Below are 20,822 nucleotides of genomic sequence, written 5' to 3'. Positions count from 1 at the left end.
TCTGATCAGTTCCGGCCGTTGAATCCGGCGCGGGCTTCCGGGGCGAGACGGTTGACCTCGGTGAAGTCCCGGGGTACGAGGTCGAAACCCTGCCAGTGCAACGGCATCGGGCTCTGGTCCTCGTCGCGCGGCACGTGGTGGAAGCCCACCCGGACCCACATCACCGGGTTGGTCATGATCTCGGCGTTCCGCGCGTAGTCCAGGATGCTGCGGCCGGCGGCGCACTGCGGGTCGGTGTTGTCGGTCGCGTACTTCTCGCAGCCGTGGTGCTGGGTGAAGGTCACGTCCGGCGTGGTCTCCGGGTGTGCCTCGTAGACGTCGCTCGCGGCGGTGACGAGTTCGTACGAGCGGGCGTGCCCGTCGGCGTTCCTCGCGGTCCGGCTCACGACCCGCCACCAGCGGCGGTTGGCCTTCGAGAAGCTGCCCTCCCGGGCGATGACCCGGCGGCTGGTCCTGAGCCGCGCGGCCGTGCTGCCCCGGCCCGCCACCCTGGTGTCGTACTGCTCGACCTGCTCGCCGCCGCGGCCGGCGAGGTCGAAGTCGACCCGCCAGAAGGCACTGTGGTAGTGGCTGGTCGCGAAGCCGCGGGCGCCCTTGCCGACCGGCCAGCCGTTGTCGGCGGAGCCGACGTCCACCGGCGACAGGTCTCCGGTCGCGCCGAGGCGCGCCGAGATCTCCCCGTCGTCGTGCAGCCGGTACTCGGCGATGTACTCGTACGTGCTGACCTTGCTCACCGTGCGCAGCACCAGGTCGTGGCCCTGCCTGGCGTACGGCTTCGTCGGCGCTCCGTCGTTGCGCAGGCGGTAGGCCGGGCCGGACGCCTCCGCGCTCACGCAGAGCACCTTGCGGCGCCGTGGCACGGCGTCGCCGTCGGAGCCGACCCGGGCGGAGCCGCCCCTGCAGTCGTCGCCGGCCAGGGTCTGCAGGTACTCGCCGCCGAAGCCGTAGTCGGTGATGTCGTTGTACTCGGTCTCGCCGGAGTCGTACGGCACGTTGAGCTGGGCCAGGGTCACGGATCTGAGGACCCGCACCGACTCCGGGTACCGCCGGGAGGAGATCCGCACGTCCTCCAGGACCAGCCCACTCCTGGCGTGGATGCGCCAGCAGAGCTGCCAGGTGGTGCCGTTCGGCAGCGTCTCCCTGACCGTGTTGGCGGCCGCGCACCGCGCCGGGGCCTGGGCGACCGCCGGCCTCACCGCCGTGGCGGTGAGGCCGGCGGACAGGATCAGGACGGCCGCCGCGGCCTCGCCCATGGCTCTGGTGCTTCCCATGCCGGGTCCTCGCTACTTCAGCCGGGCGACCCGGCGCCCGGAAAGGTCGACGATGAGGTGGCTTAGGTCGATGAACGGGCCGCCCACGGCCTGCACGACCAGTTGCAGGCAGCGATGCGCGCCGCACCTGCGGGCGCCGGTGTCGGCTGGCCGGGGGTCGTAGACGTGTGCGGTGACGACGATGTCGTCCCTGCCCGCGAACGCGCGGCCGGTCGCCCTGGCGTAGCCGTCGCGCAGGTCGGCGGCGAACGGTCCGGCGAGTAGGAGGCCGAGCGCGGCGCCGACCTCTCGGCGCGCCGGTGGCGGCTGCATCCCGGCGGCCGCGTACGAACCGGTCACCTTGCCGGTGGCGAGGTCGACGACCTGTTTGACGAGCTTGTCGGCCCGGTAGTCGTAGTAGTAGACCTCGGCGTGGCGTCCCGCGCCGTCGGTCACGACCTCGGCCCACAGGTATTCGGGGCCGGCCGCGCCGGTCACGTCCCGCGCCTCGGCCTTCAGTCTCGGCGTCAGCGCGGCCGCGCGCGCCCTGGCGAGTTCGTGGGTGGTGAGCGGGTCGTTGCCCGTACCCACGAGGGGCTCGGGTGACGGGCCCGGGTCGGAGACCCCGGCCGGCTCGGCGGCCACCCGCGGCGACGGGCCGGGCGACGGCGTCGCCGCGTTCGCCTGCCAGGCGGCCACGCCGAACGCGGCCAGTGCCGTGGCCGCCGGGATGCCCAGCACCCACGACAGTCTCCGCACCGTCGCCGATCTCTTCGCCACGACTCCACCCCCTTGCAGCGAGGCCCGCCCTTACTGCCCGATTGCCGACACTTACCATTGAATGTCCGGATTCACGCCGAGACAAGAGGCCACCCGAAAGGGGCAGCCACTCAGACCCCGGCCCCTGGGGCATGATCAACGGCATGCTGCCCGTGGAATTCGGACTGGACACCTTCGGCGACGTCACCGCCGGACCGGACGGCGCGCCGTTGCCGTACGCGCAGGTCATCCGCAACGTCGTCGAGCAGGCCGTGCTCGCCGACGAGGTCGGGGTCGACGTCTTCGGAGTCGGCGAGCACCATCGCGACGACTACGCGGTGTCGGCGCCGGAGATCGTGCTCGCCGCGATCGCGAGCCGCACCCGGCGGATCCGGCTCGGCACCGCGGTGACGGTCCTCAGCTCCGACGACCCGGTCCGCGTCTTCGAGCGCTTCGCCACCCTCGACGCGGTCTCGCAGGGCCGGGCCGAGCTCACCCTGGGCCGCGGCTCCTTCACCGAGTCGTTCCCGCTGTTCGGCTACGACCTCGCCGACTACGACCGGCTCTTCGCGGAGAAGGCCGGCCTGATGGCGGAGTTGCTCACCGAGGACGCGGTGACCTGGCACGGCACCGTCCGGGCGCCGCTGACGGCGCAGCAGGTATATCCGAAGACGGAGTCCGGCCGCATCCCCGCCTGGATCGGCGTCGGCGGCAGCCCGGAGTCGGTGGTCCGCGCGGCCCGCCACGGCTTCCCGCTGGTGCTGGCCGTCATCGGCGGCGACCCGGCCCGCTTCGCGCCCTACGTCGAGCTTTACCACCGGGCGCTGGACCAGTACGAGCGCGAACAGCTGCCGATCGCGGTGCACGCGCCGGGCTTCGTCGCCGCCACCGACTCCGAGGCGGTCGAGACGCTGTGGCCGCACGCGCGGGCGCTGATCACCCGGATCGGCGCGGAGCGCGGCTGGCCGCCGCTGACCCGCGAGGGCTTCGAGGCCGACATCGCGCAGGGCGCCTGGCACGTCGGCTCGCCGGAGACGGTGGCCCGCAAGATCGCACGCACGCTCGGCGTGCTGGACGCGCAGCGCTTCGACCTCAAGTACTCGGCGGGCACGCTGCCGCACGAGGCGATGATGACGGCGATCCACCTGTACGGCACCGAGGTGATCCCCCGGGTCCGCGAGCTGCTCGAGGCCGACCTGCTGGAGCCCGGCGACTGACCTACGCCGTGCGGCCGATGGCGGCCACCACGGCCATGTCGCCGGGTTCGACGTCGCCCTGCGGGCCGTCCGGCCACTCGTTCACCCAGACCAGGCCGGGTGGCACCAGCTCCGCGTCGCCGAAGAAGCGCATGATCTGGTCCCGGCGGCGACCCGTCGCGGTCGACACGTCCGTGCGCTGGTAGAGCTCCGCCACGCCCTGGCCCGCAGCGTCGGCGGCGGTATCGGAGACGCCGTGCGAGACCACGATGTACGACCCGGCCGGCAGCGCCTCCCGCAGCCGGTCGACGGCCGTGAACGCGTCGTCGTCCGGCACGAAGTGCAGCATCGACACCAGCAGCAGCCCGACCGGCTGGTCCAGGTCGATCAGCTTGCGCACGTCCGCGTGCCCGAGGATCGCCTGCGGGAAACGCATGTCGGCCTGCACGGCCGTGGCGAAGGGGTTGTCGCGGAGGATCTCGCCGGAGTGCGCGACCGCGACCGGGTCGATGTCGACGTAGACCACCCGGGCGCCGGGCACCCGGCTCTGGGCGATCTCGTGCACGTTGCCGACCGTCGGGATGCCGCTGCCGATGTCGAGGAACTGGCGCACCCCCGCGTCGAGCAGGAACCGCACGGCCCGGTTGAGGAACGCGCGGTTGGCCCGGGCCATGTCGCCCGCGGCCGGGATCATCGACAGCAGCCGCTTGGCGGCCTCGCGGTCCACCTCAAAGTTGTGGTTGCCGCCGAGCAGGGCGTCGTAGATCCGGGCGCTGCTGGGCCGGCCGGCGTAGTCGGCGTCCGCGTTCCCCATGCCGGGGAACCCTACTCCACTGTGGTTGGTCACGATGCCACCAGCCGGTCCGGGACGGCCACCAGCACGGGCGCCGGCCGCAGCAGCGCCGGCACCTGGTGCGGCGTGCTCGGCGGGCCGAAGCGCAGGCCCTGCGCGCCGTCGCAGCCGGTGCCGGACAGCGCGGCAGCGCTGCGCTCGTCGTCCACGCCGTGCACGGTCAGGGTCAGCCCGAGCGCGTGCGCCACCCGGGCCATGCCGGTGAGCAGCTCGCGGTCGACGTCGGGGCCGCCCGGCGACGCCCGCAGCAGCGATGCCGGGGTGCGCAGGCCGTGCACCGGCAGCTCCCGCAGGTAGGCGAGGCTGCTGCAGCCGGTACCGAAATCGTCCAGGACGAGCCGCACGCCCAGCGCGGCGAGCGCGGCCAGCACGGTGTGGCTGTGTGTTCCGGCGGGCACCGCGTCCAGCCCGGACAGGTGCAGGTGCAGCCGTTTCGCCGGCAGGCCGCTGCCGGTGAGCCCCTCGCGGACCAGCTCGACGATGTCGGGATAGCCGATCTGGTGCACCGGCAGGTCGAGGCCGATGAACGGGCCCTTCTTGCCGCCGTCCCAGTTCATCGCCTGTCGGCAGGCCTGCCGCAGCAGGCTCCCGGCGAGCCGGGTGATGGTGTCGCGGTCCCCGGTGAGCTGCCCGATCCTTCTCAGGTCGAGGGTGCCGAGGTGCGGGTGCCGCCAGGCCATCCTGGTGTGCAGGCCGACGACCCGGCCGGAGCCGACCTTGACGATCGGCTGGTACGACGGCGGCCCGGTCACCAGGCCGGAGACGCTGTTCGCGGCCCGCGCCCGGCCGGGGAGCGCCGGCTGCGGGTCGTAGCTGGCCCAGCCGGTGGTGCCGGTCCGCGCCTGCCGCAGGGCGATCTCCGCGTCCACCAGGACGCGGGCGATGTCGAGGCCGCCGGTCGGCACGTCCACGACGCCGACGGCGGCGTGCAGCGCCGCGGTCAGGCCGGTGCCGGGCAGCGAGGCCGGCTCGGTCAGCCCGGCCGTGATGCGCTCCGCGAGCTCGGCGAGGTGCGCGAGGCCGGCGCTGTCCTGCACCAGCACCACGAACGTGCGGGCACCGTGCCGGGCGAGCAGGTAGTCGGGATGCCGGGCGACCTGCCGCAGCCGCCGGGCCACCTCGGTGAGGACGTGGTCGCCCGCGTCGGCGCCGAACTGCTCGCAGACGGCCGGATGGCCGCCGACGTCGACGAGGCAGAGCCCGACGTGCCGGGCCGGGTCGGCGCCGTTGGCGGCCTGCCGCAGCCGCTGCACCAGGCGGGTCTTGTTGGCCAGGCCGGTGACCGGGTCGTAGTAGGCGAGCCGGCGATAGCGGGCCTCGCTGTCCTGCAGCGCGAGCTGGAACTCGCGGGCGGCGCGCTGGGCGGCCCGGTGCAGCGACTCCTGCTGCGCCAGCGTGCGGGCCTGCAGCGCGGCGGCGAACCCGGCGGCGAAGGCCCCGGCGACCTGCCGGGCCGGGCGGCGGATGACCTCGCCGTCGCCGACGTGGTCGAGGACGACGCCCATCGTCGCGGGCAGGGCCTCGTGGCGGCTGATGCCGAGGGCGACCACCTCCACGCCCACCCGGTAGGCGGCCTCGAGGTCGGGTGGGCTGGCGTGGGCCGCGTCGTAGAGGCAGCCCGCGAACAGGTCGAGGGTCTGCACCGCGACCTGGTCCGCGATCGGCAGGTAGACGCCGGCCGCCTTCGCGGCCGCGAACCAGGCGGCGCCGACGGTGGTGCCGCCGGGTGCGGCGGCGGGCATCGGGGCGAGCTCGACCGGCGCGGCCGCGCCGGCCGAGAGCGTACGGCGGGTGCTGATCACCATCTGGGCCGCCTGGTCGAGGGCCGCGTCGGTGTACTGCACCGCGGTCTCGAGCGCGGCGGCGACGATCCCGTCGGCGCGCTGCCGGGCGTCCTCGATGAGCCGGTCCGCCGCGCCGGTGCCGGCGGGCCACGCGGGCGGCTCCACCTTGTCCTCGGCGACCGGTTCGTAGCCGCACTCCCAGAGAATCTGGTTGAGCGCGGCGATCATCATGGCGTGGGTCAGGGTGGAGTCGTCGCGGTCGGACGGATCTTCGGGTGGCCCGGGTTGCGGTTCGGACTGGGCCATCAGTGCCTGCCCGCCTCGGGATCGGATGCCGGCGTGTGCTGACGCTGCTCGGGCTGGCGCTGCTCGGGTGCCTGTTTCCACATCGCCACCGCCTGCCTGCGGCCGAGCTTGAGCGCCGTGCGGACGGCCTCCGGCGTCTTGCCGACCAGTCCGGCGATCTCCGCCGGGGTCAGCCCCTCAGCGGACAACTCGAGCGCCTCCCGCCGGGCGGGCGGCAGCTGGGCGAGCACCCCGGCGAACCACTCCGCCAGCTCGTAGGCCACCAGGTCGGGGTCGGCCTGCGCCTCGCCGAGCTCGGCGACGTCGGCGACCAGCACCTCGGCGTCGCCGTGCCCGGCGCCGCGCCGGGACTTGAGCCAGTGCGACCGCGCCGCGGTGCGCACCCAGGCGACCGGGTGGGTCAGCTCCGACCAGCGGCGCAGCGCCTCACGGATCGCCTCGGCGACGGCGTCCTGCGCCTCCCAGCGGTTGGCGCCCTCGCGCAGCAGGCTGCGCACGAGGCCCTCCCAGTAGCGCCGGAAGAACTCCTCGATCTGCTCGGCGGGAGGCGGGTTCGCGATGACCGCCGGGGGCGGCGCGGGCGCGGTCATGCTGTCAACGTCGTCCGCGTCGACCACCGGTGTCTCCGTTCGCCGTTGAACTCCCACCTAAGTTAGGTCTCGGGGAGCCCTTCGGCGTGACAGCGGCGAACAAGATTCTTTTCGGCCTGACGCCGGCCCGGCGCCGGGCCGGCGCCGGTCGGGCGCCGCAGCGGTCATTCCGCCATCATCCGGATGATCGCGTTTCCGCCGAGCATCAGCACGTCCGCGCCGGCGACCAGCGCCATCGACAGGTGCATCCGGCGGCTGGTCAGCTCCGGGTCGGGGCCGCCCCGCATGCCGAGCACGGCGATGAAGAGGCCGAGCAGCACGAGCGGGATGCCGAAGATGAGCAGGACCCCGACAGAGCCGGGCGTCCTGCCCTGCGCGACGAGCAGGCTGAGCATCACCGCCGGCACGATGCCGAAGACGAGCACGGCGAACCCACCGAACCACCGCAACGACCGCGTCGGGTCCTCCGTCACTTTTCCCCACCTTTCGACCGGCAGATAGTAACGAGCGGGCCGGCGGGCGCGGCGGCCGCGTGGCGCCTCGAGACCACCGGACGCGGCCTGGCATGCTCGTGATCGATGTCCACTCTGTATGCGGTCAGCGACCTGCACGTCTCATACGCCGAGAACCGCCGGATCGTCGACGACCTGCAACCCTCCTCGCCCGGCGACTGGCTCATCGTCGCCGGTGACGTCGGCGAGCTCCTGGGTTCCGTCGAGGCCACGCTGCGGCTGCTGCGCGAGCGCTTCGCGAAGGTGATCTGGGCGCCGGGCAACCACGAGCTGTGGACGCACGGCGACGATCCCGTCCAGCTGCGGGGGGTGCGGCGCTACGACCGGCTGGTCGAGATGTGCCGGGAGATCGACGTGCTCACCCCCGAGGACGAGTACGCCGTCTGGCGCGGCGAGGGCGGCCCGGCGGCGGTCGCGCCGCTGTTCCTGCTGTACGACTACTCGTTCCGGGCGCCCGGCACCACCACCAAGGAGGAGTCGCTGGCGTACGCGTACCGGACCGGCGTGGTCTGCACCGACGAGCAGCTGCTGCACCCCGACCCGTACCCGGACCGGGAGTCCTGGTGCTGGGACCGCGTCGAGCGGACCGAGCGGCGGCTGTCCGCGATCGATCCGGCGCTGCGCACGGTGCTGGTCTCGCACTGGCCGCTGCACCGCCACCCGACCGAGGTCCTCTGGTACCCGGAGTTCGCGCAGTGGTGCGGCACCGAGCGCACCGCCGACTGGCACCTGCGTTTCCGGGCCACCGCCGCGGTCTACGGCCATCTGCACATCCCCCGGACCACCTGGCAGGACGGCGTGCGCTTCGAGGAGGTCTCGCTGGGCTATCCGCGCGAGTGGCGCGGCCGGCCCGCTGCGCCCGCGCTGCCGAAGCGGATCCTCGGATGAGCTAGGCGTCGATCCGGGTGCGGAACACCGACCGGTAGGCCTGCGGGGTCGTGTGCAGCCGGTGTCCGAAGTGGTGCCGCATGGTGGCGGCGCTGCCGAAGCCGGCCCGCACGGCGATCGCGTCGACGCCCAGGTCCGAGTCCTCGAGCAGGCGCCGGGCGAGCAGCACGCGCTGGCCGGTCAGCCAGTCGTGCGGGGTGGCGCCGGTCTCGGCCCGGAACCTGCGGGCGAAGGTGCGCGGCGCCATGTGCGCCCGCAGGGCCAGGGTGTCCACGGTGTGCGGCTGGTCCAGGCTCTGCAGGACCTGGGCCAGCAGCGGCTGCAGCGTCTCGCACTCGATCGGCGGCACCGGCCGCTCGATGAACTGGGCCTGCCCGCCGTCGCGGTGCGGCGGGACGACCATCCGGCGGGCGATCTGGGTGGCCACGGCGGAGCCCTGCTCCTCGCGGATCAGGTGCAGTCCGCAGTCGACGGCGGCGGAGGTGCCCGCGCTGGTGATGACGTTGCCGTCCGCGACGTAGAGCACGTTCGGGTCGACCTTCGCGGCCGGGAACCGGGCGGCGAGGGCGTCGGTGTGCCGCCAGTGTGTGGTGCAGCGGCGGTCGTCGAGCAGGCCGGCCGCGCCGAGCGCGAACGCGCCGGTGCAGACGCTCATCACCCACGCGCCCCGCGCGTGTGCGCGCCGCAGCACGTCGATGACGGCGGCGGGCGGCTCCAGCTCGGTGTTGCTCGGCACGACGGCGACCAGGTCGGCCTCGTCGGCCGGCCCCAGGTCGTGTGTGGGCGAGATCGAGAAGCCCACATGGGTACGGACGGCGGCGCCGTCCACGCTGCACACGGCGAACTCGTACGCCGGCAGCCCCTCCGCGGTGCGGTCGTAGCCGAACAGCTCGCAGAGCACGCCGAGCTCGAAGACGGCCACGTCGGGCAGGACGATCACGGCGACGCTCCTCAGCATGTCCGCCAGCCTACGACAGACTGGCAGGATTTTGAAGATGTATGGCATCTCTGCCACTGTCCGCTGCCGCGCGGCCGGTTCATGCTGGTAACAGCAACCCGGTGCGCACCGGCAGAGAACCCGCCGGATCAAGGGTGTGAGACGTCATGGGAATCGCCGTACTGCTCTTCTTCATCGCCATCGCCGTCGCCTCGGGCCTCGGCCTGACCGCCGACAGCCGCGACAGCGCCGACTGGAAGCCCACAGTCGACGGCATGCGCGTCCGGGGCGGACATTGACGCCGAGGCGCCGGTTCCGCCCGCGTGAACCGCGGGCGGAACCGGCGCCGCGCGACTACTTCTTGGCGGGAGCCTCCTGCTCCTCGGCGGCACCGGCCTCCTCGGCGGCCTCGTCCTCCGCGCCGGCCTGCTCGTCGGCGCCGGCCTGCTCGTCGGCGCCCGCTTCCTCGCCGGCACCGGCCTCTTCACCGGCGCCCGCGTCGCCCGCGGCCGCGGCGGCGGCGGCCTTCTTGCCGGTCAGGTCCAGGCAGGCGACCAGCAGCGCCGCCCGGGCATCGATCACCGCGGCGTCCAGGTCCTCCTGAGCGGCGCCTTCCTCGGCGGCACCGGCCTCCTCAGCGGCACCTGCCTCCTCGGCGGCACCGGCGCCCTTCTTGGCGCCCTTGCCCATGGCCTTGGCCCACTTCTTGGCCGCAGCCTTCTTGGCCCTCTTAGACATGTGCGCCGCGGCGGCGGCCGCCTCTTCCTCGGCGGCGGCACCCTGCTCCTCGGCGGCGCCCGCCTCCTCGGCGGCACCGGCCGCCTCCTGCGCGGCGGCGGCCTGGTCGATCGCGAACTGGTCGCACGATTCCTCGAGGGCCTGCGCAGATGCGGCGGCGGCCTCGGCCGCGCCGAGCTCCTGTTCCGGAGCCAATGGCTCACCGTCGCAGATAACCGCGCCGGCGTTGATTTCCAATTTCTCGCAACCGGCGATGTCGAAGTTCTGACCGTCGACCACGACGATCTCCGCGGGCTGCGCCTGCTCTCCGGCCGAGGCGAACTGCAGGCCCGTGACACCGCCCACCACCAGCACCCCAGCGATGACTGCGCCGCCGATCGCCTTGCGGTTGACCCCGGTGCTCCTGCCCCCGGTGCGTCGTCGCTGTCGCAGTCTCATCACCACTCCTCGTCGTCGGACGTCAATGTCGTACGAGAGCCAGTACGCGACCGCCCGGCGTGGTGGTTCAGATCTGCGCCGAATTCATCCGGTTCAAAATTCCTTCGACTTTCTTATGCCAATTTCCCGCCGGCGCGGCCGGCGACGTTTACCGGCCGATCGGCGACCGACCGGTCACGCGACGGGCGGCGGCGAATCGTCGGCGGGCCACCCGGCATTTCATCGGCGCCCGCGGGACTCTCAGGCCGCGCGGCGGTCCGCGCATGCCGAAAAACGTGACTGGTCAGGTGAGGTCCGGCCGATACCGGGATGGCAGTATCCCCCCGTACGGCTCGCACCGGGTCGTGGGCGAGGTGTTGATCCGCCGGGCGAGTTGGTCGCCCATGTCCGGCGGGAAGCCAGCGGCGAAACCGGCGTCCTTGGTCCAGCCACCATCGCTGACTTCCGAGGATCTCAACTGATGAGCACCACCCTGCGTCCCCGCCTCACGGTCATCGGGACCGGCTACCTCGGCGCCACCCACGCCATCTGCATGGCCGTGCTCGGCTTCGACGTGCTCGGTGTCGACGTCGACGCGGACAAGGTCGCGCGGCTCAACGCGGGCGAGGTGCCCTTCTTCGAGCCCGGCCTGCCCGAGCTGCTCACCAAGGCCCTCGAGACCGGCCGGCTGCGCTTCAGCACCTCGTTCCGGGAGGCCGGCGAGTTCGGCGACGTGCACTTCATCTGCGTCGGCACGCCGCAGCGCGGCGACTCCGGTGCCGCCGACCTGACCCACGTCGACGCGTCGGTCACCGCGCTGTCACGGCACCTGCACCGCCGCGCCCTCGTGGTCGGCAAGTCGACCGTGCCGGTCGGCACCGCCGCACGCCTCGCCGAGCTGATCCGCGCCACCGCACCCGCCGGCGACCGGGTCGAGCTGGCCTGGAACCCGGAGTTCCTGCGCGAGGGCTTCGCCGTCGACGACACGATGAAGCCCGACCGGCTGGTCTTCGGGGTCACCTCGGCCTGGTCCGAGGAGCGGCTGCGGGCCGCGTTCGCGCCGGTGCTCGCGCAGGGCGTTCCGGTCAAGGTCACCGATCTGCAGACGGCCGAGCTGGTCAAGGTCGCCGCGAACTCGTTCCTGGCCACCAAGATCTCCTACATCAACGCGATGGCCGAGGTCTGCGAGGCCACCGGCGCCGACGTGCGGGACCTGGCCGAGGCCCTGGCGTACGACGAACGGATCGGCGGCAGGTTCCTGCGCCCCGGCCTCGGCTTCGGCGGCGGCTGCCTGCCCAAGGACATCCGGGCGTTCGCGCACCGGGCCGAGGAGCTGGGCGTCGGCCAGGCGGTCGGCTTCCTGCGCGAGATCGACGGCATCAACCGGCGGCGCCGCACGCGGACCGTCGAACTGGTGGTCGAGCTGTGCGACGGAAGCGTGGCCGGCAAGAAGGTCGCGGCGCTGGGCGCGTCGTTCAAGCCCGACTCCGACGACATCCGCGACGCGCCCGCCCTCGAGGTGGCGAGCGCTCTCGCCGGCATGGGCGCGCGGGTGCACGTCTTCGACCCGGCCGCGATGGGCAACGCCCGCCGGGCGCATCCCGAGCTCAGCTACGGCACCGGCGCGCTGGACGTGGCCCGCGACGCCGACGTGGTCGTGCTGCTGACGGAGTGGACCGAGTTCCGCGAGATCGCCCCCGAGGCGATGGCCGCGGTCGTCGGCGCCCGGCGGATCTTCGACGGCCGGCACGCGCTGAACTCGCAGGCCTGGCGCGCGGCGGGCTGGGAGTACCGGGCCCTCGGCCGCCCTGACCGATAACGGTCAAGAAGGGGCCGGCCGGCTCAGTCACCGGCCGGGTGCCGCTGCCGGGGCGGATGCCCGGCGGCCAGGGCCGCCACCACCGCCGCGGCGAAGGCCTCCCGGTCCCTCGGCGGGTAGCCGCGGCAGGTCGCCGCGTCCATCGCCGACGCCCATGCCAGGCGCAGCTGCTCCGCCTCGAAGGCGGGCACCGGCGTGTCCGGCACGTTCGCGAGCGCGTCGGTGCGCGACCGGCGCCAGCGGGTCAGCATCAGCTTCAGCCGGCCGCGGCCGGAGTCGTCCGGCTCCTCGGCGGGTGCGAGCTCGACCACCGTCTCGGCCACGAAACCGAGCACGAAGGCCGACCAGGCGGCGACCTGGTCGGCCGGTACGCCCGCCCGGCGCCCGTCGAGGGTCCACGGATCGATCCGGTACGCCTCCAGCACCGACTCCACGAACGGCAGCTCGCCGGGGGCCAGCGCGGCCAGCACCTCCCGGACGACATCCGCTCCGGTCCGCGGGTACGCGTCGCACACGGCTGCACACCTCTCCTCGCTGTCAGGCTCGACCCTAGGCACGCGTGACCGCGATCAACCATGTGGTCACGCGAACGGATGAGGCCGGCGTGTCTCGGGGACGCTCACATCGGCTGCGGCGCCACGGTGAGGTTCTCGTCGCCGCCCGGAAGCAGTTCCGGTACGCGGATGTGACCGTGTCGCGGTGCAGTGCGGGTGTGACACTGACAGCGATGCGATCCGTCGACAGCAGCCCCGTACCGTGGCGCACCGCCCTGAAGATCGCCGGCGCGGCGGCCACCGCCCTGCCGGCCGAGCGCGTACCGCTCGGCGCGGCCGCCGGCCGGGTCCTGGCGGAACCGGTGCGCGCCGGCGCCGACCTCCCGGGCGCCGACGCCTCCGCCATGGACGGGTACGCGGTGGCCGGCGCCGGGCCCTGGCGGGTCGTCGGCCGGGTACTGGCCGGCGGGCCCCCGTGGGCCGGGGTGCTCGGGCCGGGCCAGGCGGTCGAGATCATGACCGGCGCCGTGGTGCCGCCCGGTGCCGTCGCGGTGCTGCCGTACGAGACGGCCGACCTGACCGGCGCCACGGGCTGGACGAAGGCGCACATCCGCCGCGCCGGCGAGGACGCGCGGGCGGGCGACGAACTGCTGCGCCCCGGGCGGGTCGTGACCCCGGCGGTGGCGGGCCTGCTAGCCCAGGCCGGCGCCGACGACGTGCCGGTGCACCGGCGGCCGGCGGTCCGGCTGGTGGTCACCGGCGACGAGGTGGTGGCGGCCGGGGTGCCGGGCGCCGGGCAGGTCCGTGACGTGTTCGCCCCGATGGTGTCGGCGCTGATCACCGCGGCCGGCGGCGTGGTCGCCGACCGCGTGCTGCTGCGCGACGATGCCGGGCTGCTCGCCCGCTGCCTGGCCGCCACGGACGTCGACGTGGTCGTGGTGACGGGCTCGTCGTCGGCCGGGGCCGCGGACCACCTGCACCGGGTCCTCGACACGGTCGGCGCGCGGCGCCTGGTGGATCAGGTGGCGTGCCGGCCGGGCCGCCCGCAGTCGCTGGCGGCGCTGCCGGGCGGGCGGTGGGTCGTCGGCCTGCCGGGCAACCCGTACGCCGGGCTGGTGGCCTGCGTGACCCTGCTCCAGCCGCTGCTGTACGGCCTGACCGGCGCCGCCCGGCCGCCGGCGCCGCGGCTGAGCGTCGTGGGTGACGTGACCGTCACGCCGCCGGCGACGCTGCTCGTGCCCGTACGCCTCGCGGGCGACCACGCCACGGTCGTGCCCGGCGGCCGCCCGGCGAGCCTGGCCGGCGCCGCGCTCGCCGACGCCCTCGCGGTGCTCGAGGAGGGCTGGTCCAGCGGCGCTCCCGCCGATCTGATGCAGTTGACCTGACCTTGTTGTTGCAGGTCAGAGGCGTTTGCAGCGTTGTCGCACGCCTACCGGCGCGCCTATTCTGCCGCTATGACCGGCCTTCGGCACGCCCTCACCCCGCACTCCCACGACCCGGCCGGCCGGGTCGACGCCGAACTGGAGTCGTCGCGCGCCGGCCTGCGCGCACTGTGGGTCTCGCTGGTCGTGCTCGGCGCGACCGCCGCGGCGCAGGCCGTCGTGGTGGTCGTCTCCGGCTCGGTCGCGCTGCTCGGCGACACGCTGCACAACGCCGCGGACGCGCTCACCGCGGTGCCGCTCGGCGTCGCGTTCCTGCTCGGGACGCGCGCGGCGACCCGGCGGTACACCTACGGCTTCGGCCGGGCCGAGGACCTCGCCGGCGTCGCGATCGTCGCGACGATCGCGGCGTCCGCGGCCTTCGCGGGCTACGAGGCCGTGCGGCGGCTGCTGGAGCCGCAGGAGATGACCCACATCCCGTATGTGGCGGCGGCCGGCCTGCTCGGCTTCGCGGGCAACGAGATCGTCGCGCGGTACCGGATTCTGGTCGGCCGGCGGATCGGGTCGGCGGCGCTGGTCGCGGACGGCCAGCACGCCCGCGCGGACGGATTCACCTCGCTGGCCGTCCTGCTCGGTGCCGGCGGGGCGGCGCTGGGCTGGCGCTGGGCGGACCCGGTCGTGGGCCTGTTGATCACGCTGGCGATCGTGCTGGTGCTCAAGGACGCGGCCCGGGAGATCTACCGCCGGCTCATGGACGCGGTCGATCCGTCCCTGGTGGACCGCGCGGAGACCTGCCTGCGTGCGACGCCGGGCGTGCTCGGGGTGCGCTCGGTCCGGCTGCGCTGGATCGGCCACCGCCTGCACGCGGAAACCGAGATCACGGTGGGCGCGGAGCTGTCGCTGGCGGCGGCGCACGCCATCGCGGTCGACGCCGAGCACCGGCTCGGCCACGCCGTGCCCAGGCTGACCAGCGCGCTCATCCACCCCGACCCGGAGCACGCGCACGGGCCGCACCCCGCACCCACGGCGGCGTCCGGCCGTGGTTCACTGCCCTCATCGACACGCCACTGATGATCTTCGTGCCCGGCCGGCCCGAGCTGGGCCTGGTCTGGCGCGCACAGGTCGAGCACTTCACGGCGGCGGACCGGCGCTGCGTGGCACCGGACCTGCGCGGCTACGGCACGGCGCCGGCGCCCGCGCGGGCCGCCTGCGCCGACCTCTCGGAGGCCACGATCGACGCCGGCCACGAGGTGATGCTCCAGGCCCCGGCGCAGACCAACGCGGCGATCGCCGCGCGGCGGCCGGCACCGTGACCGAACTGGCCCGCCGCCTGGGCACGACGGACGCGGTGGTGGTCGGCCTGAGCGCGATGATCGGCGCGGGCGTCTTCGCCGCCTTCGGCCCGGCGACCGCCGCCGCCGGCGCCTGGCTGCCGCTCGCGCTCGCGCTGGCCGCCCTGGTCGCCTACTGCAACGCGGTCTCCTCCGCCCGGCTCGCGGCCGTGTACCCGGCCTCCGGCGGCACCTATGTGTACGGCCGGGAGCGCCTCGGCGAGCCGTGGGGCTTCCTCGCGGGCTGGGGTTTCGTGGTCGGCAAGACGGCGTCGTGCGCGGCGATGGCGCTGACCTTCGGCGCGTACGTCGCGCCGGGGCACGAGCGCCTGCCGGCCTTCGCCGCGGTGGCCGCGCTGACCGCCCTCAACCTGCTGGGGGTACAGCGGTCCATGCTGGCCGCCCGGATCCTCGTCGCCGCGGTCGTCGCCGTGCTGCTCGCCGTGGTGGTCGCCGGCGCGGCGGGCGGGCTGCACCGGATGGGCGGCGGCCCCGACGTCGCGCCGTGGGACGTGCTGCAGGGCGCCGGGCTGCTCTTCTTCGCGTTCGCCGGTTATGCGCGGATCGCCACGCTCGGCGCGGAGGTCCGCGACCCGGCCCGGACGATCCCCCGGGCCATCCCGGTCGCGCTGACCATCACCCTGGTCCTGTACGCCGCCGTCGCCCTGGTCCTGCTCGGGACGCTCGGCCCGGCCGGGCTCGCCGCCGCGACGGCCCCGCTCGCCGAGGTGGGGCCCGGGTGGCTGGGTCCGGTGGTCCGGGCGGGCGCGGCGGCCGCGGCGCTGGGCTCGCTGCTCGCGCTGATCCTGGGCGTCTCCCGGACGACGTTCGCGATGGCCCGCGACCGCCACCTGCCCGCCGCGCTGGACGCGGTGAGCGAACGGGCCGGGGTGCCGCACCGCGCGGAGGCGGCCGTCGGCCTCACCGTGGCGCTGCTGGTGCTGACGGTGGATCTGCGCGGCGCGATCGGGTTCTCGTCGTTCGGCGTGCTCGTCTACTACGCGATCGCGAACGCCTGCGCGCTGACGCTGCGCCGCGACGAGGGCGCGCCCTGGCGTGCCGTACCGGTCGTCGGCCTGGCGGGCTGCGTGTTGCTGGCGGCGGCCCTGCCGCTGCCGTCGGTGGCGGCCGGGCTGGCGGTCTTCGCGGTCGGCGCGGTGGTGTGGCGGATCCGCCGGAACCGGCGCTGAGCGGGCGCCCGCGTTCCTGCCATGTGGAAGGCCCCTTTTCCGCGGTCGCCGCGGGGAGCACCGTCGGACTGACACGCTGCGTCTGCACGGGGGCGACATGACCGACAATGCCCGCATTCTGGTCGTCGACGACCAGCCCATCGTCGTCGACATGCTGGCGTCGGTGCTCACCCTGCACGGCTTCGCGGTGGACACCGCGGGCACCGCCGAGCAGGCGGTGGAGAAGGCCTCCGAGCGCCATCCCGACCTGGTGCTGCTCGACGCGGTGCTGCCCGACGGCGACGGCATGGACGTGCGCCGGCGGTTGCGCGCGGGCGGTTCCGGCGCCGGCATCGTCTTCCTCGCCTCCCGCGACGTCAGCGACGACCTGGTCGCCGGGATCGCGTACGGCTGCGACGACTGGATCACCAAGCCGTTCGACGTCGAGGTGCTGCTGGCCCAGGTCCGGGTGCTGTTGAGCCGCGGCGCGCCCGCGGGCGTCCGGGTCCTGCGGTACGCGGACGTGGAGCTGGACCAGGACACCCACGAGGTCCGGCGCTCGGGCGAGCCGGTTCCGCTACCCCGTGCCGAGCTCGAGGTGCTGCGGTACCTGCTGCAGAACCCCGGCCGGGTGCTGTCGCGGGCGCAGATCGAGGCGGCGACCGGCGCGGCCGACGCCGATGCCGTGGTCGGTTCGCTGCGTGACGGGCTGGACCGGTTCGGCGCGCCGCTGATCGTCACCCACCGCGGGTTCGGCTACGCGCTGCGCGCCGCCCTGCCGTGATCGGGATCCGGGCGGCTCAGGCCGCGTTCTCGCGGGCGGTGTTCTTGACGCGGTACATCGCCTCGTCGGCCTCGCGCAGCAGCGCATCCGGGTCGACGCCGGCGCCGGCGACCACGCCGACGCTGGCGGAGATGCGCAGGCTGCGCCCGTCCACCTCGATCGGCTGGGCCAGGGCCGCCCGGAACCGGTCCGCGACCAGTTCGGCGGCGGGCCTGCCGACGCCGGGCAGCAGGACCGCGAACTCGTCGCCGCCCAGCCGGGCCGGCACCGCCTCCGCCGGCAGGACCGCGCGCAGCCGCTCGGCGACCCGCACCAGGACGACGTCGCCGGCGTGGTGACCGTACGTGTCGTTGATCGGCTTGAAGCCGTCCAGGTCGACGTGGAGCAGGGCGACGCCGGCGCCGACCTCGGCGGCCAGGCGCTCGCCGAAGAGCACCCGGTTGGCGAGCCCGGTCAGCGCGTCGTGGGTGGCCTGGTGGCGCAGCCGGTCCTGCAGCTCGCGGGACTCGGTGACGTCACGCGCATTGCTGACCACCGCACCGACGCTGGGCATGTGGAACAGGTTGCGGCTGGTGACCTCGAGCCAGCGCCACGAGCCGTCCGCGTGCTGGTAGCGCGCCTGGTAGGTGAAGTTCGATCCCGGCGTGGCCATCAGGCGCTGCAGGTCGGGCAGCAGGCCCGGCAGGTCCTCGGGGTGGATCATGGTCACGACCCGCACGCCGATCAGCTCCGCGGGCTCGTAACCCAGCGCCCGGCTGCCCGGGGTCAGGTAGGCCATGGCACCGGTCGTGTCGATCAGCGTGGTGATGTCGGTGGAGTACTCGAGCATCAGGCGTACCCGCTCCTCCTGGCGGCTGAGCGTCTGCACCAGCGCGGAGTTCTCGCGGAAGGCGACCCACTGGCGCACCACGACCAGCCCGGTGATGACGAACAGGCCGCCGAAGGTCACCAGCGCCGTCCCGCCCAGGCGCCCCGGCAGCGACGCCGGGAGGATCACGAGTACGGCGCCGAGCATGGCGTACGGAAGCGTGCTCCACGATCGCCGGGGCGGGGCCGGACGGCCGGCCGCGAGCCGGTCGGCCAGCTCCTGCACCCGCGGCCCGACGCTGACCAGCGCGACGGACGCCACCTGGAGGGCCAGTTGCACCTCGGGCCCGGCGGTGGCGCGCACGACCGCGTAGCTGAAGCACTCCAGCAGCGCCGCGGCGATCACCGGCGCGGCCGCGACCGCGTTCATCGGGTTGTGCCCGCTGACCGTGAGCCGGGTGACGCCGAACGCGACGGCCAGCGCGATCGCGGTCGCCGGCACCGTTCCCCGGGAACCGGCGCCGAGCGCGGCCGAGCGGTCGACCATGAACCAGATGACCACCGCCGAGGCCGTCATCACGGCGCTCGCGTCCAGCCAGTACCGCACGTGTGCCTGGCGGGTGGACCTCGGGTGCGGGTGGGCGAGCGCGGTGACCACCAGGATCGCGATGCCCACCAGGACGCAGGCGGCCTGGAAGCGTCCGGTCGGCACGGCGCCGGAGTCCGGGTCCCGCAGGGTGATGACGAGCCGGCCGGCGTTGCCGGTCAGCAGCAGGACGCCCATCACGGTCAGCGAGCGCCAGAAGCGACGGATCGCGCGGGCCCGGCCGGGGCGGCGGGCCAGGCGGACCGCGGACGCCACCAGCACCAGGTTGAGGAACACGCCCGCGAACGAGCGGACGACGACGTCCACGGCGATGTCGGCCGGGCCGTAGAGCAGCCAGAGGATCGCCGCGACGGCCACCCCCGCGATCGCGAGGACCCACGCGTCGGAGGCGGCCGTACGCAGGAGCGAGGGGGGCCGGGCGGGCTGCATCGGGACTCCTCGGGGCGCGGGCATCACGGCCGACACGCCGCACGACACCAATACACCGCGTCAACGTTGCCGAAGGGGTGCCGGCCAGGGGCGTCCGAGGATCACCTATGGACACCGACTTAAGGTAAATTCTCTTAAACGTTTAAGCTCTTCGCTGTCCCCGTGCCGAATCGTTACTCGCTTGATCAATCGGAAACATTGCGAAACACCGCTTCCACCTCTTGACTGACACGCGGGGGAACCGGAGACGGTGACGTTGTTGTCACGCCCCGGCGTGATGTGACATAGGGAGAAGGATGTTCGGTCAAACCAAGAGTCCGCGCTTCACCAGCGCGCTCGCGGGCACGCTGGGCGCCGGCCTCGTGCTCGGTCTCGCCGCGTGCGGCGGCGGTGACTCGGACGACGATTCCAACACGGCCACGCCGTCGATCGACTGCGCGCAGTTCAGCTCGTTCGGAGACCTGAAAGGCAAGACCGTCTCGGTCTTCGCGAGCATCGTCACGCCTGAGGACAAGGCGTACAAGGACTCGTACAAGCCTTTCGAGGACTGCACCGGTGTGACCATCAAGTACGAGGGCGACAAGTCCTTCGAGACCCAGATCCTGGTACGCGCCAAGGCGGGCAACCCGCCGGACATCGCCATCGTGCCGCAGCCGGGCATGCTCCAGCAGCTCGTGGCCACCGGCAAGGCCGTCGAGGCGCCGGCCGAGGTGTCGGCCAACGTCGACAAGTTCTGGGGCAAGGACTGGAAGGCGTACGCGACCGTCGACGGCAAGTTCTACGGCGCGCCGTCGGGCGCCAGCGTCAAGTCCCTGGTGTGGTACTCGCCGCAGGAGTTCAAGGACTCCGGCTACACGGTGCCCACGACGCTCGACGAGCTCAAGGCCCTGACCGACAAGATGGTCGCGGACAAGAAGAAGCCGTGGTGCGCGGGCATCGCCAGCGGTGAGGCCACCGGCTGGCCGATCACCGACTGGCAGGAGGACATGATGCTCCGGCTCTACGGGCCGGAGACCTACGACAAGTGGGTGAAGCACGAGATCCCGTTCAACGGCCCCGAGTCGACGGCGGCGCTGGACGCGGTCGGCGGCTACCTGAAGAACGAGGCGTACGTCAACGGCGGCCTCGGCCCCGTCAAGAGCATCGCCACGACCACGTTCCAGGACGGCGGGCTGCCGATCCTCGAGGGCACCTGCTCGCTGCACCGCCAGGCGAGCTTCTACGCGGCGAACTTCCCGCCGGACACCAAGGTGGCCGAGGACGGCGACGTCTTCGCGTTCTACCTGCCGGGCAAGGACGCCACGTCCAAGCCGGTTCTCGGCGGTGGCGAGTTCAACCTGGCGTTCGCGGACCGGCCGGAGGTCAAGGCCTTCCAGACCTACCTGTCCACGGCGGTCTGGGCCAACATCAAGGCAAAGGCGTCGCAGGGCTGGGTCAGCGCCAACAAGGGTCTCGACCCGGCGAACCTGAGCAACCCGATCGACAAGCTCGCCGCGGTGATCCTGCTGGACCCGAAGACCACGTTCCGTTTCGACGGCTCGGACCAGATGCCGGCGGCCGTCGGCTCGAACGCGTACTGGAAGCAGGCGACGAGCTGGATCACCGGTCAGGACACCAAGACCACGGTGGACAACATCGAGAAGGCTTGGCCCAAGTGATCTGAGTCTTCACCTCGGGGCCGGTCGCCGTATGGCGGCCGGCCCTCACCGCTCTCCTGAGGAGGTACGGGTCGAGTGTTCGACACCGCCGACAACACCGCCGAGAAGTTCACGC

General features: G+C 73.5%; 20 protein-coding genes. 10 read left to right on the top strand and 10 right to left on the bottom strand.

The window, feature by feature from the left end; translation table 11 throughout:
* Nucleotides 1–5: 5 nt before the first annotated feature.
* Both AB0B58_RS01210 and AB0B58_RS01205 read right to left on the bottom strand, forming a co-directional pair.
* Nucleotides 6–1,271, bottom strand: coding sequence for a primary-amine oxidase (locus AB0B58_RS01210; RefSeq protein WP_360215450.1), 1,266 nt, complete (start codon nucleotides 1,269–1,271; stop codon nucleotides 6–8).
* Between the two features lie 12 nt (nucleotides 1,272–1,283).
* Complete coding sequence (locus AB0B58_RS01205; protein WP_360215447.1) at nucleotides 1,284–2,030, bottom strand: hypothetical protein; 747 nt, start codon at nucleotides 2,028–2,030, stop codon at nucleotides 1,284–1,286.
* Between the two features lie 143 nt (nucleotides 2,031–2,173).
* On the opposite strand from AB0B58_RS01205, the gene AB0B58_RS01200 reads away from it, so the two are divergent.
* Nucleotides 2,174–3,226, top strand: coding sequence for an LLM class flavin-dependent oxidoreductase (locus AB0B58_RS01200; protein ID WP_360215444.1), 1,053 nt, complete (start codon nucleotides 2,174–2,176; stop codon nucleotides 3,224–3,226).
* A gap of 1 nt (nucleotide 3,227) precedes the next feature.
* On the opposite strand, the gene AB0B58_RS01195 is transcribed toward AB0B58_RS01200, so the two are convergent.
* The 4 genes from AB0B58_RS01195 to AB0B58_RS01180 all read right to left on the bottom strand — a co-directional run bounded on the left by AB0B58_RS01195 (nucleotide 3,228) and on the right by AB0B58_RS01180 (nucleotide 7,211).
* On the bottom strand, nucleotides 3,228–4,019 hold the full coding sequence (locus tag AB0B58_RS01195; RefSeq protein WP_360215441.1) for an SAM-dependent methyltransferase: 792 nt from the start codon (nucleotides 4,017–4,019) through the stop codon (nucleotides 3,228–3,230).
* A gap of 29 nt (nucleotides 4,020–4,048) precedes the next feature.
* Entirely contained in the window at nucleotides 4,049–6,148 is a 2,100-nt protein-coding gene (locus AB0B58_RS01190; protein WP_360215438.1) for a GGDEF domain-containing protein, read from the bottom strand.
* Complete coding sequence (locus AB0B58_RS01185) at nucleotides 6,148–6,765, bottom strand: sigma-70 family RNA polymerase sigma factor (RefSeq protein WP_360215435.1); 618 nt, start codon at nucleotides 6,763–6,765, stop codon at nucleotides 6,148–6,150. Before AB0B58_RS01185 ends, AB0B58_RS01190 begins: the two co-directional genes overlap by 1 nt.
* Before the next feature lie 137 nt (nucleotides 6,766–6,902).
* Nucleotides 6,903–7,211 carry a hypothetical protein gene (locus AB0B58_RS01180; protein WP_360215432.1) on the bottom strand — a complete coding sequence of 103 codons (309 nt, stop codon included), beginning with the start codon at nucleotides 7,209–7,211 and terminating at the stop codon, nucleotides 6,903–6,905.
* A gap of 105 nt (nucleotides 7,212–7,316) precedes the next feature.
* Between AB0B58_RS01180 and AB0B58_RS01175 the strand changes: the two genes are divergently transcribed.
* Entirely contained in the window at nucleotides 7,317–8,138 is an 822-nt protein-coding gene (locus AB0B58_RS01175; RefSeq protein ID WP_360215429.1) for a metallophosphoesterase, read from the top strand.
* Nucleotide 8,139: 1 nt separating this feature from the next.
* Here the strand turns inward: AB0B58_RS01175 and AB0B58_RS01170 are convergent, their stop codons facing one another.
* A complete protein-coding gene (locus tag AB0B58_RS01170; RefSeq protein ID WP_360215426.1) occupies nucleotides 8,140–9,096 on the bottom strand; it encodes a helix-turn-helix domain-containing protein in 957 nt (318 codons plus the stop codon).
* A gap of 146 nt (nucleotides 9,097–9,242) precedes the next feature.
* Between AB0B58_RS01170 and AB0B58_RS01165 the strand changes: the two genes are divergently transcribed.
* Nucleotides 9,243–9,374: a hypothetical protein gene (locus tag AB0B58_RS01165; protein WP_360215423.1), complete on the top strand. Its 132-nt coding sequence runs from the start codon at nucleotides 9,243–9,245 to the stop codon at nucleotides 9,372–9,374.
* 55 nt (nucleotides 9,375–9,429) lie between these two features.
* Here the strand turns inward: AB0B58_RS01165 and AB0B58_RS01160 are convergent, their stop codons facing one another.
* Nucleotides 9,430–10,251, bottom strand: coding sequence for a hypothetical protein (locus AB0B58_RS01160; RefSeq protein WP_360215420.1), 822 nt, complete (start codon nucleotides 10,249–10,251; stop codon nucleotides 9,430–9,432).
* Nucleotides 10,252–10,711: 460 nt separating this feature from the next.
* Here AB0B58_RS01160 and AB0B58_RS01155 point away from each other — a divergent pair, with 460 nt between their 5' ends.
* Nucleotides 10,712–12,049 carry a UDP-glucose/GDP-mannose dehydrogenase family protein gene (locus tag AB0B58_RS01155; RefSeq protein ID WP_360215417.1) on the top strand — a complete coding sequence of 446 codons (1,338 nt, stop codon included), beginning with the start codon at nucleotides 10,712–10,714 and terminating at the stop codon, nucleotides 12,047–12,049.
* Nucleotides 12,050–12,072: 23 nt separating this feature from the next.
* On the opposite strand, the gene AB0B58_RS01150 is transcribed toward AB0B58_RS01155, so the two are convergent.
* Complete coding sequence (locus AB0B58_RS01150) at nucleotides 12,073–12,564, bottom strand: hypothetical protein (RefSeq protein WP_360215414.1); 492 nt, start codon at nucleotides 12,562–12,564, stop codon at nucleotides 12,073–12,075.
* A gap of 212 nt (nucleotides 12,565–12,776) precedes the next feature.
* Here AB0B58_RS01150 and AB0B58_RS01145 point away from each other — a divergent pair, with 212 nt between their 5' ends.
* From AB0B58_RS01145 to AB0B58_RS01125, 5 genes are all read left to right on the top strand, one after another.
* Entirely contained in the window at nucleotides 12,777–13,928 is a 1,152-nt protein-coding gene (locus AB0B58_RS01145) for a molybdopterin molybdotransferase MoeA (protein WP_360215411.1), read from the top strand.
* A gap of 69 nt (nucleotides 13,929–13,997) precedes the next feature.
* Nucleotides 13,998–14,993, top strand: coding sequence for a cation diffusion facilitator family transporter (locus tag AB0B58_RS01140; protein WP_360215408.1), 996 nt, complete (start codon nucleotides 13,998–14,000; stop codon nucleotides 14,991–14,993).
* The gene (locus AB0B58_RS01135; RefSeq protein ID WP_360215405.1) at nucleotides 14,993–15,235 is read left to right on the top strand and encodes an alpha/beta fold hydrolase; all 243 of its coding nucleotides are present in this window, start codon (nucleotides 14,993–14,995) and stop codon (nucleotides 15,233–15,235) included. Before AB0B58_RS01140 ends, AB0B58_RS01135 begins: the two co-directional genes overlap by 1 nt.
* Nucleotides 15,232–16,443, top strand: coding sequence for an APC family permease (locus AB0B58_RS01130; RefSeq protein WP_360215402.1), 1,212 nt, complete (start codon nucleotides 15,232–15,234; stop codon nucleotides 16,441–16,443). The genes AB0B58_RS01135 and AB0B58_RS01130 overlap by 4 nt, the downstream gene beginning before the upstream one ends.
* A gap of 97 nt (nucleotides 16,444–16,540) precedes the next feature.
* The gene (locus AB0B58_RS01125) at nucleotides 16,541–17,206 is read left to right on the top strand and encodes a response regulator transcription factor (RefSeq protein WP_360215399.1); all 666 of its coding nucleotides are present in this window, start codon (nucleotides 16,541–16,543) and stop codon (nucleotides 17,204–17,206) included.
* A 16-nt stretch (nucleotides 17,207–17,222) separates the two neighbouring features.
* Here the strand turns inward: AB0B58_RS01125 and AB0B58_RS01120 are convergent, their stop codons facing one another.
* The gene (locus tag AB0B58_RS01120; RefSeq protein WP_360215396.1) at nucleotides 17,223–19,049 is read right to left on the bottom strand and encodes a sensor domain-containing diguanylate cyclase; all 1,827 of its coding nucleotides are present in this window, start codon (nucleotides 19,047–19,049) and stop codon (nucleotides 17,223–17,225) included.
* Nucleotides 19,050–19,345: 296 nt separating this feature from the next.
* On the opposite strand from AB0B58_RS01120, the gene AB0B58_RS01115 reads away from it, so the two are divergent.
* Nucleotides 19,346–20,707: an ABC transporter substrate-binding protein gene (locus AB0B58_RS01115; protein ID WP_360215393.1), complete on the top strand. Its 1,362-nt coding sequence runs from the start codon at nucleotides 19,346–19,348 to the stop codon at nucleotides 20,705–20,707.
* Nucleotides 20,708–20,822: the final 115 nt, after the last annotated feature.

The organism is Actinoplanes sp. NPDC049118 (assembly GCF_040648555.1).
Classification (GTDB): domain Bacteria; phylum Actinomycetota; class Actinomycetes; order Mycobacteriales; family Micromonosporaceae; genus Actinoplanes.
The sequence above is the reverse complement of the archived record's forward strand: the minus strand, read 5'-3'. Positions and strand labels throughout refer to the sequence as shown.

Bases quoted from the DNA above. Each gene is read 5' to 3' on its own strand.
- AB0B58_RS01160 (WP_360215420.1), bottom strand. From the start codon at position 10,251: ATGAGACTGCGACAGCGACGACGCACCGGGGGCAGGAGCACCGGGGTC.
- AB0B58_RS01190 (WP_360215438.1), bottom strand. From the start codon at position 6,148: ATGGCCCAGTCCGAACCGCAACCCGGGCCACCCGAAGATCCGTCCGAC.
- AB0B58_RS01200 (WP_360215444.1), top strand. From the start codon at position 2,174: ATGCTGCCCGTGGAATTCGGACTGGACACCTTCGGCGACGTCACCGCC.
- AB0B58_RS01135 (WP_360215405.1), top strand. From the start codon at position 14,993: ATGATCTTCGTGCCCGGCCGGCCCGAGCTGGGCCTGGTCTGGCGCGCA.
- AB0B58_RS01140 (WP_360215408.1), top strand. From the start codon at position 13,998: ATGACCGGCCTTCGGCACGCCCTCACCCCGCACTCCCACGACCCGGCC.
- AB0B58_RS01175 (WP_360215429.1), top strand. From the start codon at position 7,317: ATGTCCACTCTGTATGCGGTCAGCGACCTGCACGTCTCATACGCCGAG.
- AB0B58_RS01155 (WP_360215417.1), top strand. From the start codon at position 10,712: ATGAGCACCACCCTGCGTCCCCGCCTCACGGTCATCGGGACCGGCTAC.
- AB0B58_RS01165 (WP_360215423.1), top strand. From the start codon at position 9,243: ATGGGAATCGCCGTACTGCTCTTCTTCATCGCCATCGCCGTCGCCTCG.
- AB0B58_RS01145 (WP_360215411.1), top strand. From the start codon at position 12,777: ATGCGATCCGTCGACAGCAGCCCCGTACCGTGGCGCACCGCCCTGAAG.
- AB0B58_RS01120 (WP_360215396.1), bottom strand. From the start codon at position 19,049: ATGCAGCCCGCCCGGCCCCCCTCGCTCCTGCGTACGGCCGCCTCCGAC.
- AB0B58_RS01210 (WP_360215450.1), bottom strand. From the start codon at position 1,271: ATGGGAAGCACCAGAGCCATGGGCGAGGCCGCGGCGGCCGTCCTGATC.
- AB0B58_RS01170 (WP_360215426.1), bottom strand. From the start codon at position 9,096: ATGCTGAGGAGCGTCGCCGTGATCGTCCTGCCCGACGTGGCCGTCTTC.
- AB0B58_RS01115 (WP_360215393.1), top strand. From the start codon at position 19,346: ATGTTCGGTCAAACCAAGAGTCCGCGCTTCACCAGCGCGCTCGCGGGC.
- AB0B58_RS01195 (WP_360215441.1), bottom strand. From the start codon at position 4,019: ATGGGGAACGCGGACGCCGACTACGCCGGCCGGCCCAGCAGCGCCCGG.
- AB0B58_RS01125 (WP_360215399.1), top strand. From the start codon at position 16,541: ATGACCGACAATGCCCGCATTCTGGTCGTCGACGACCAGCCCATCGTC.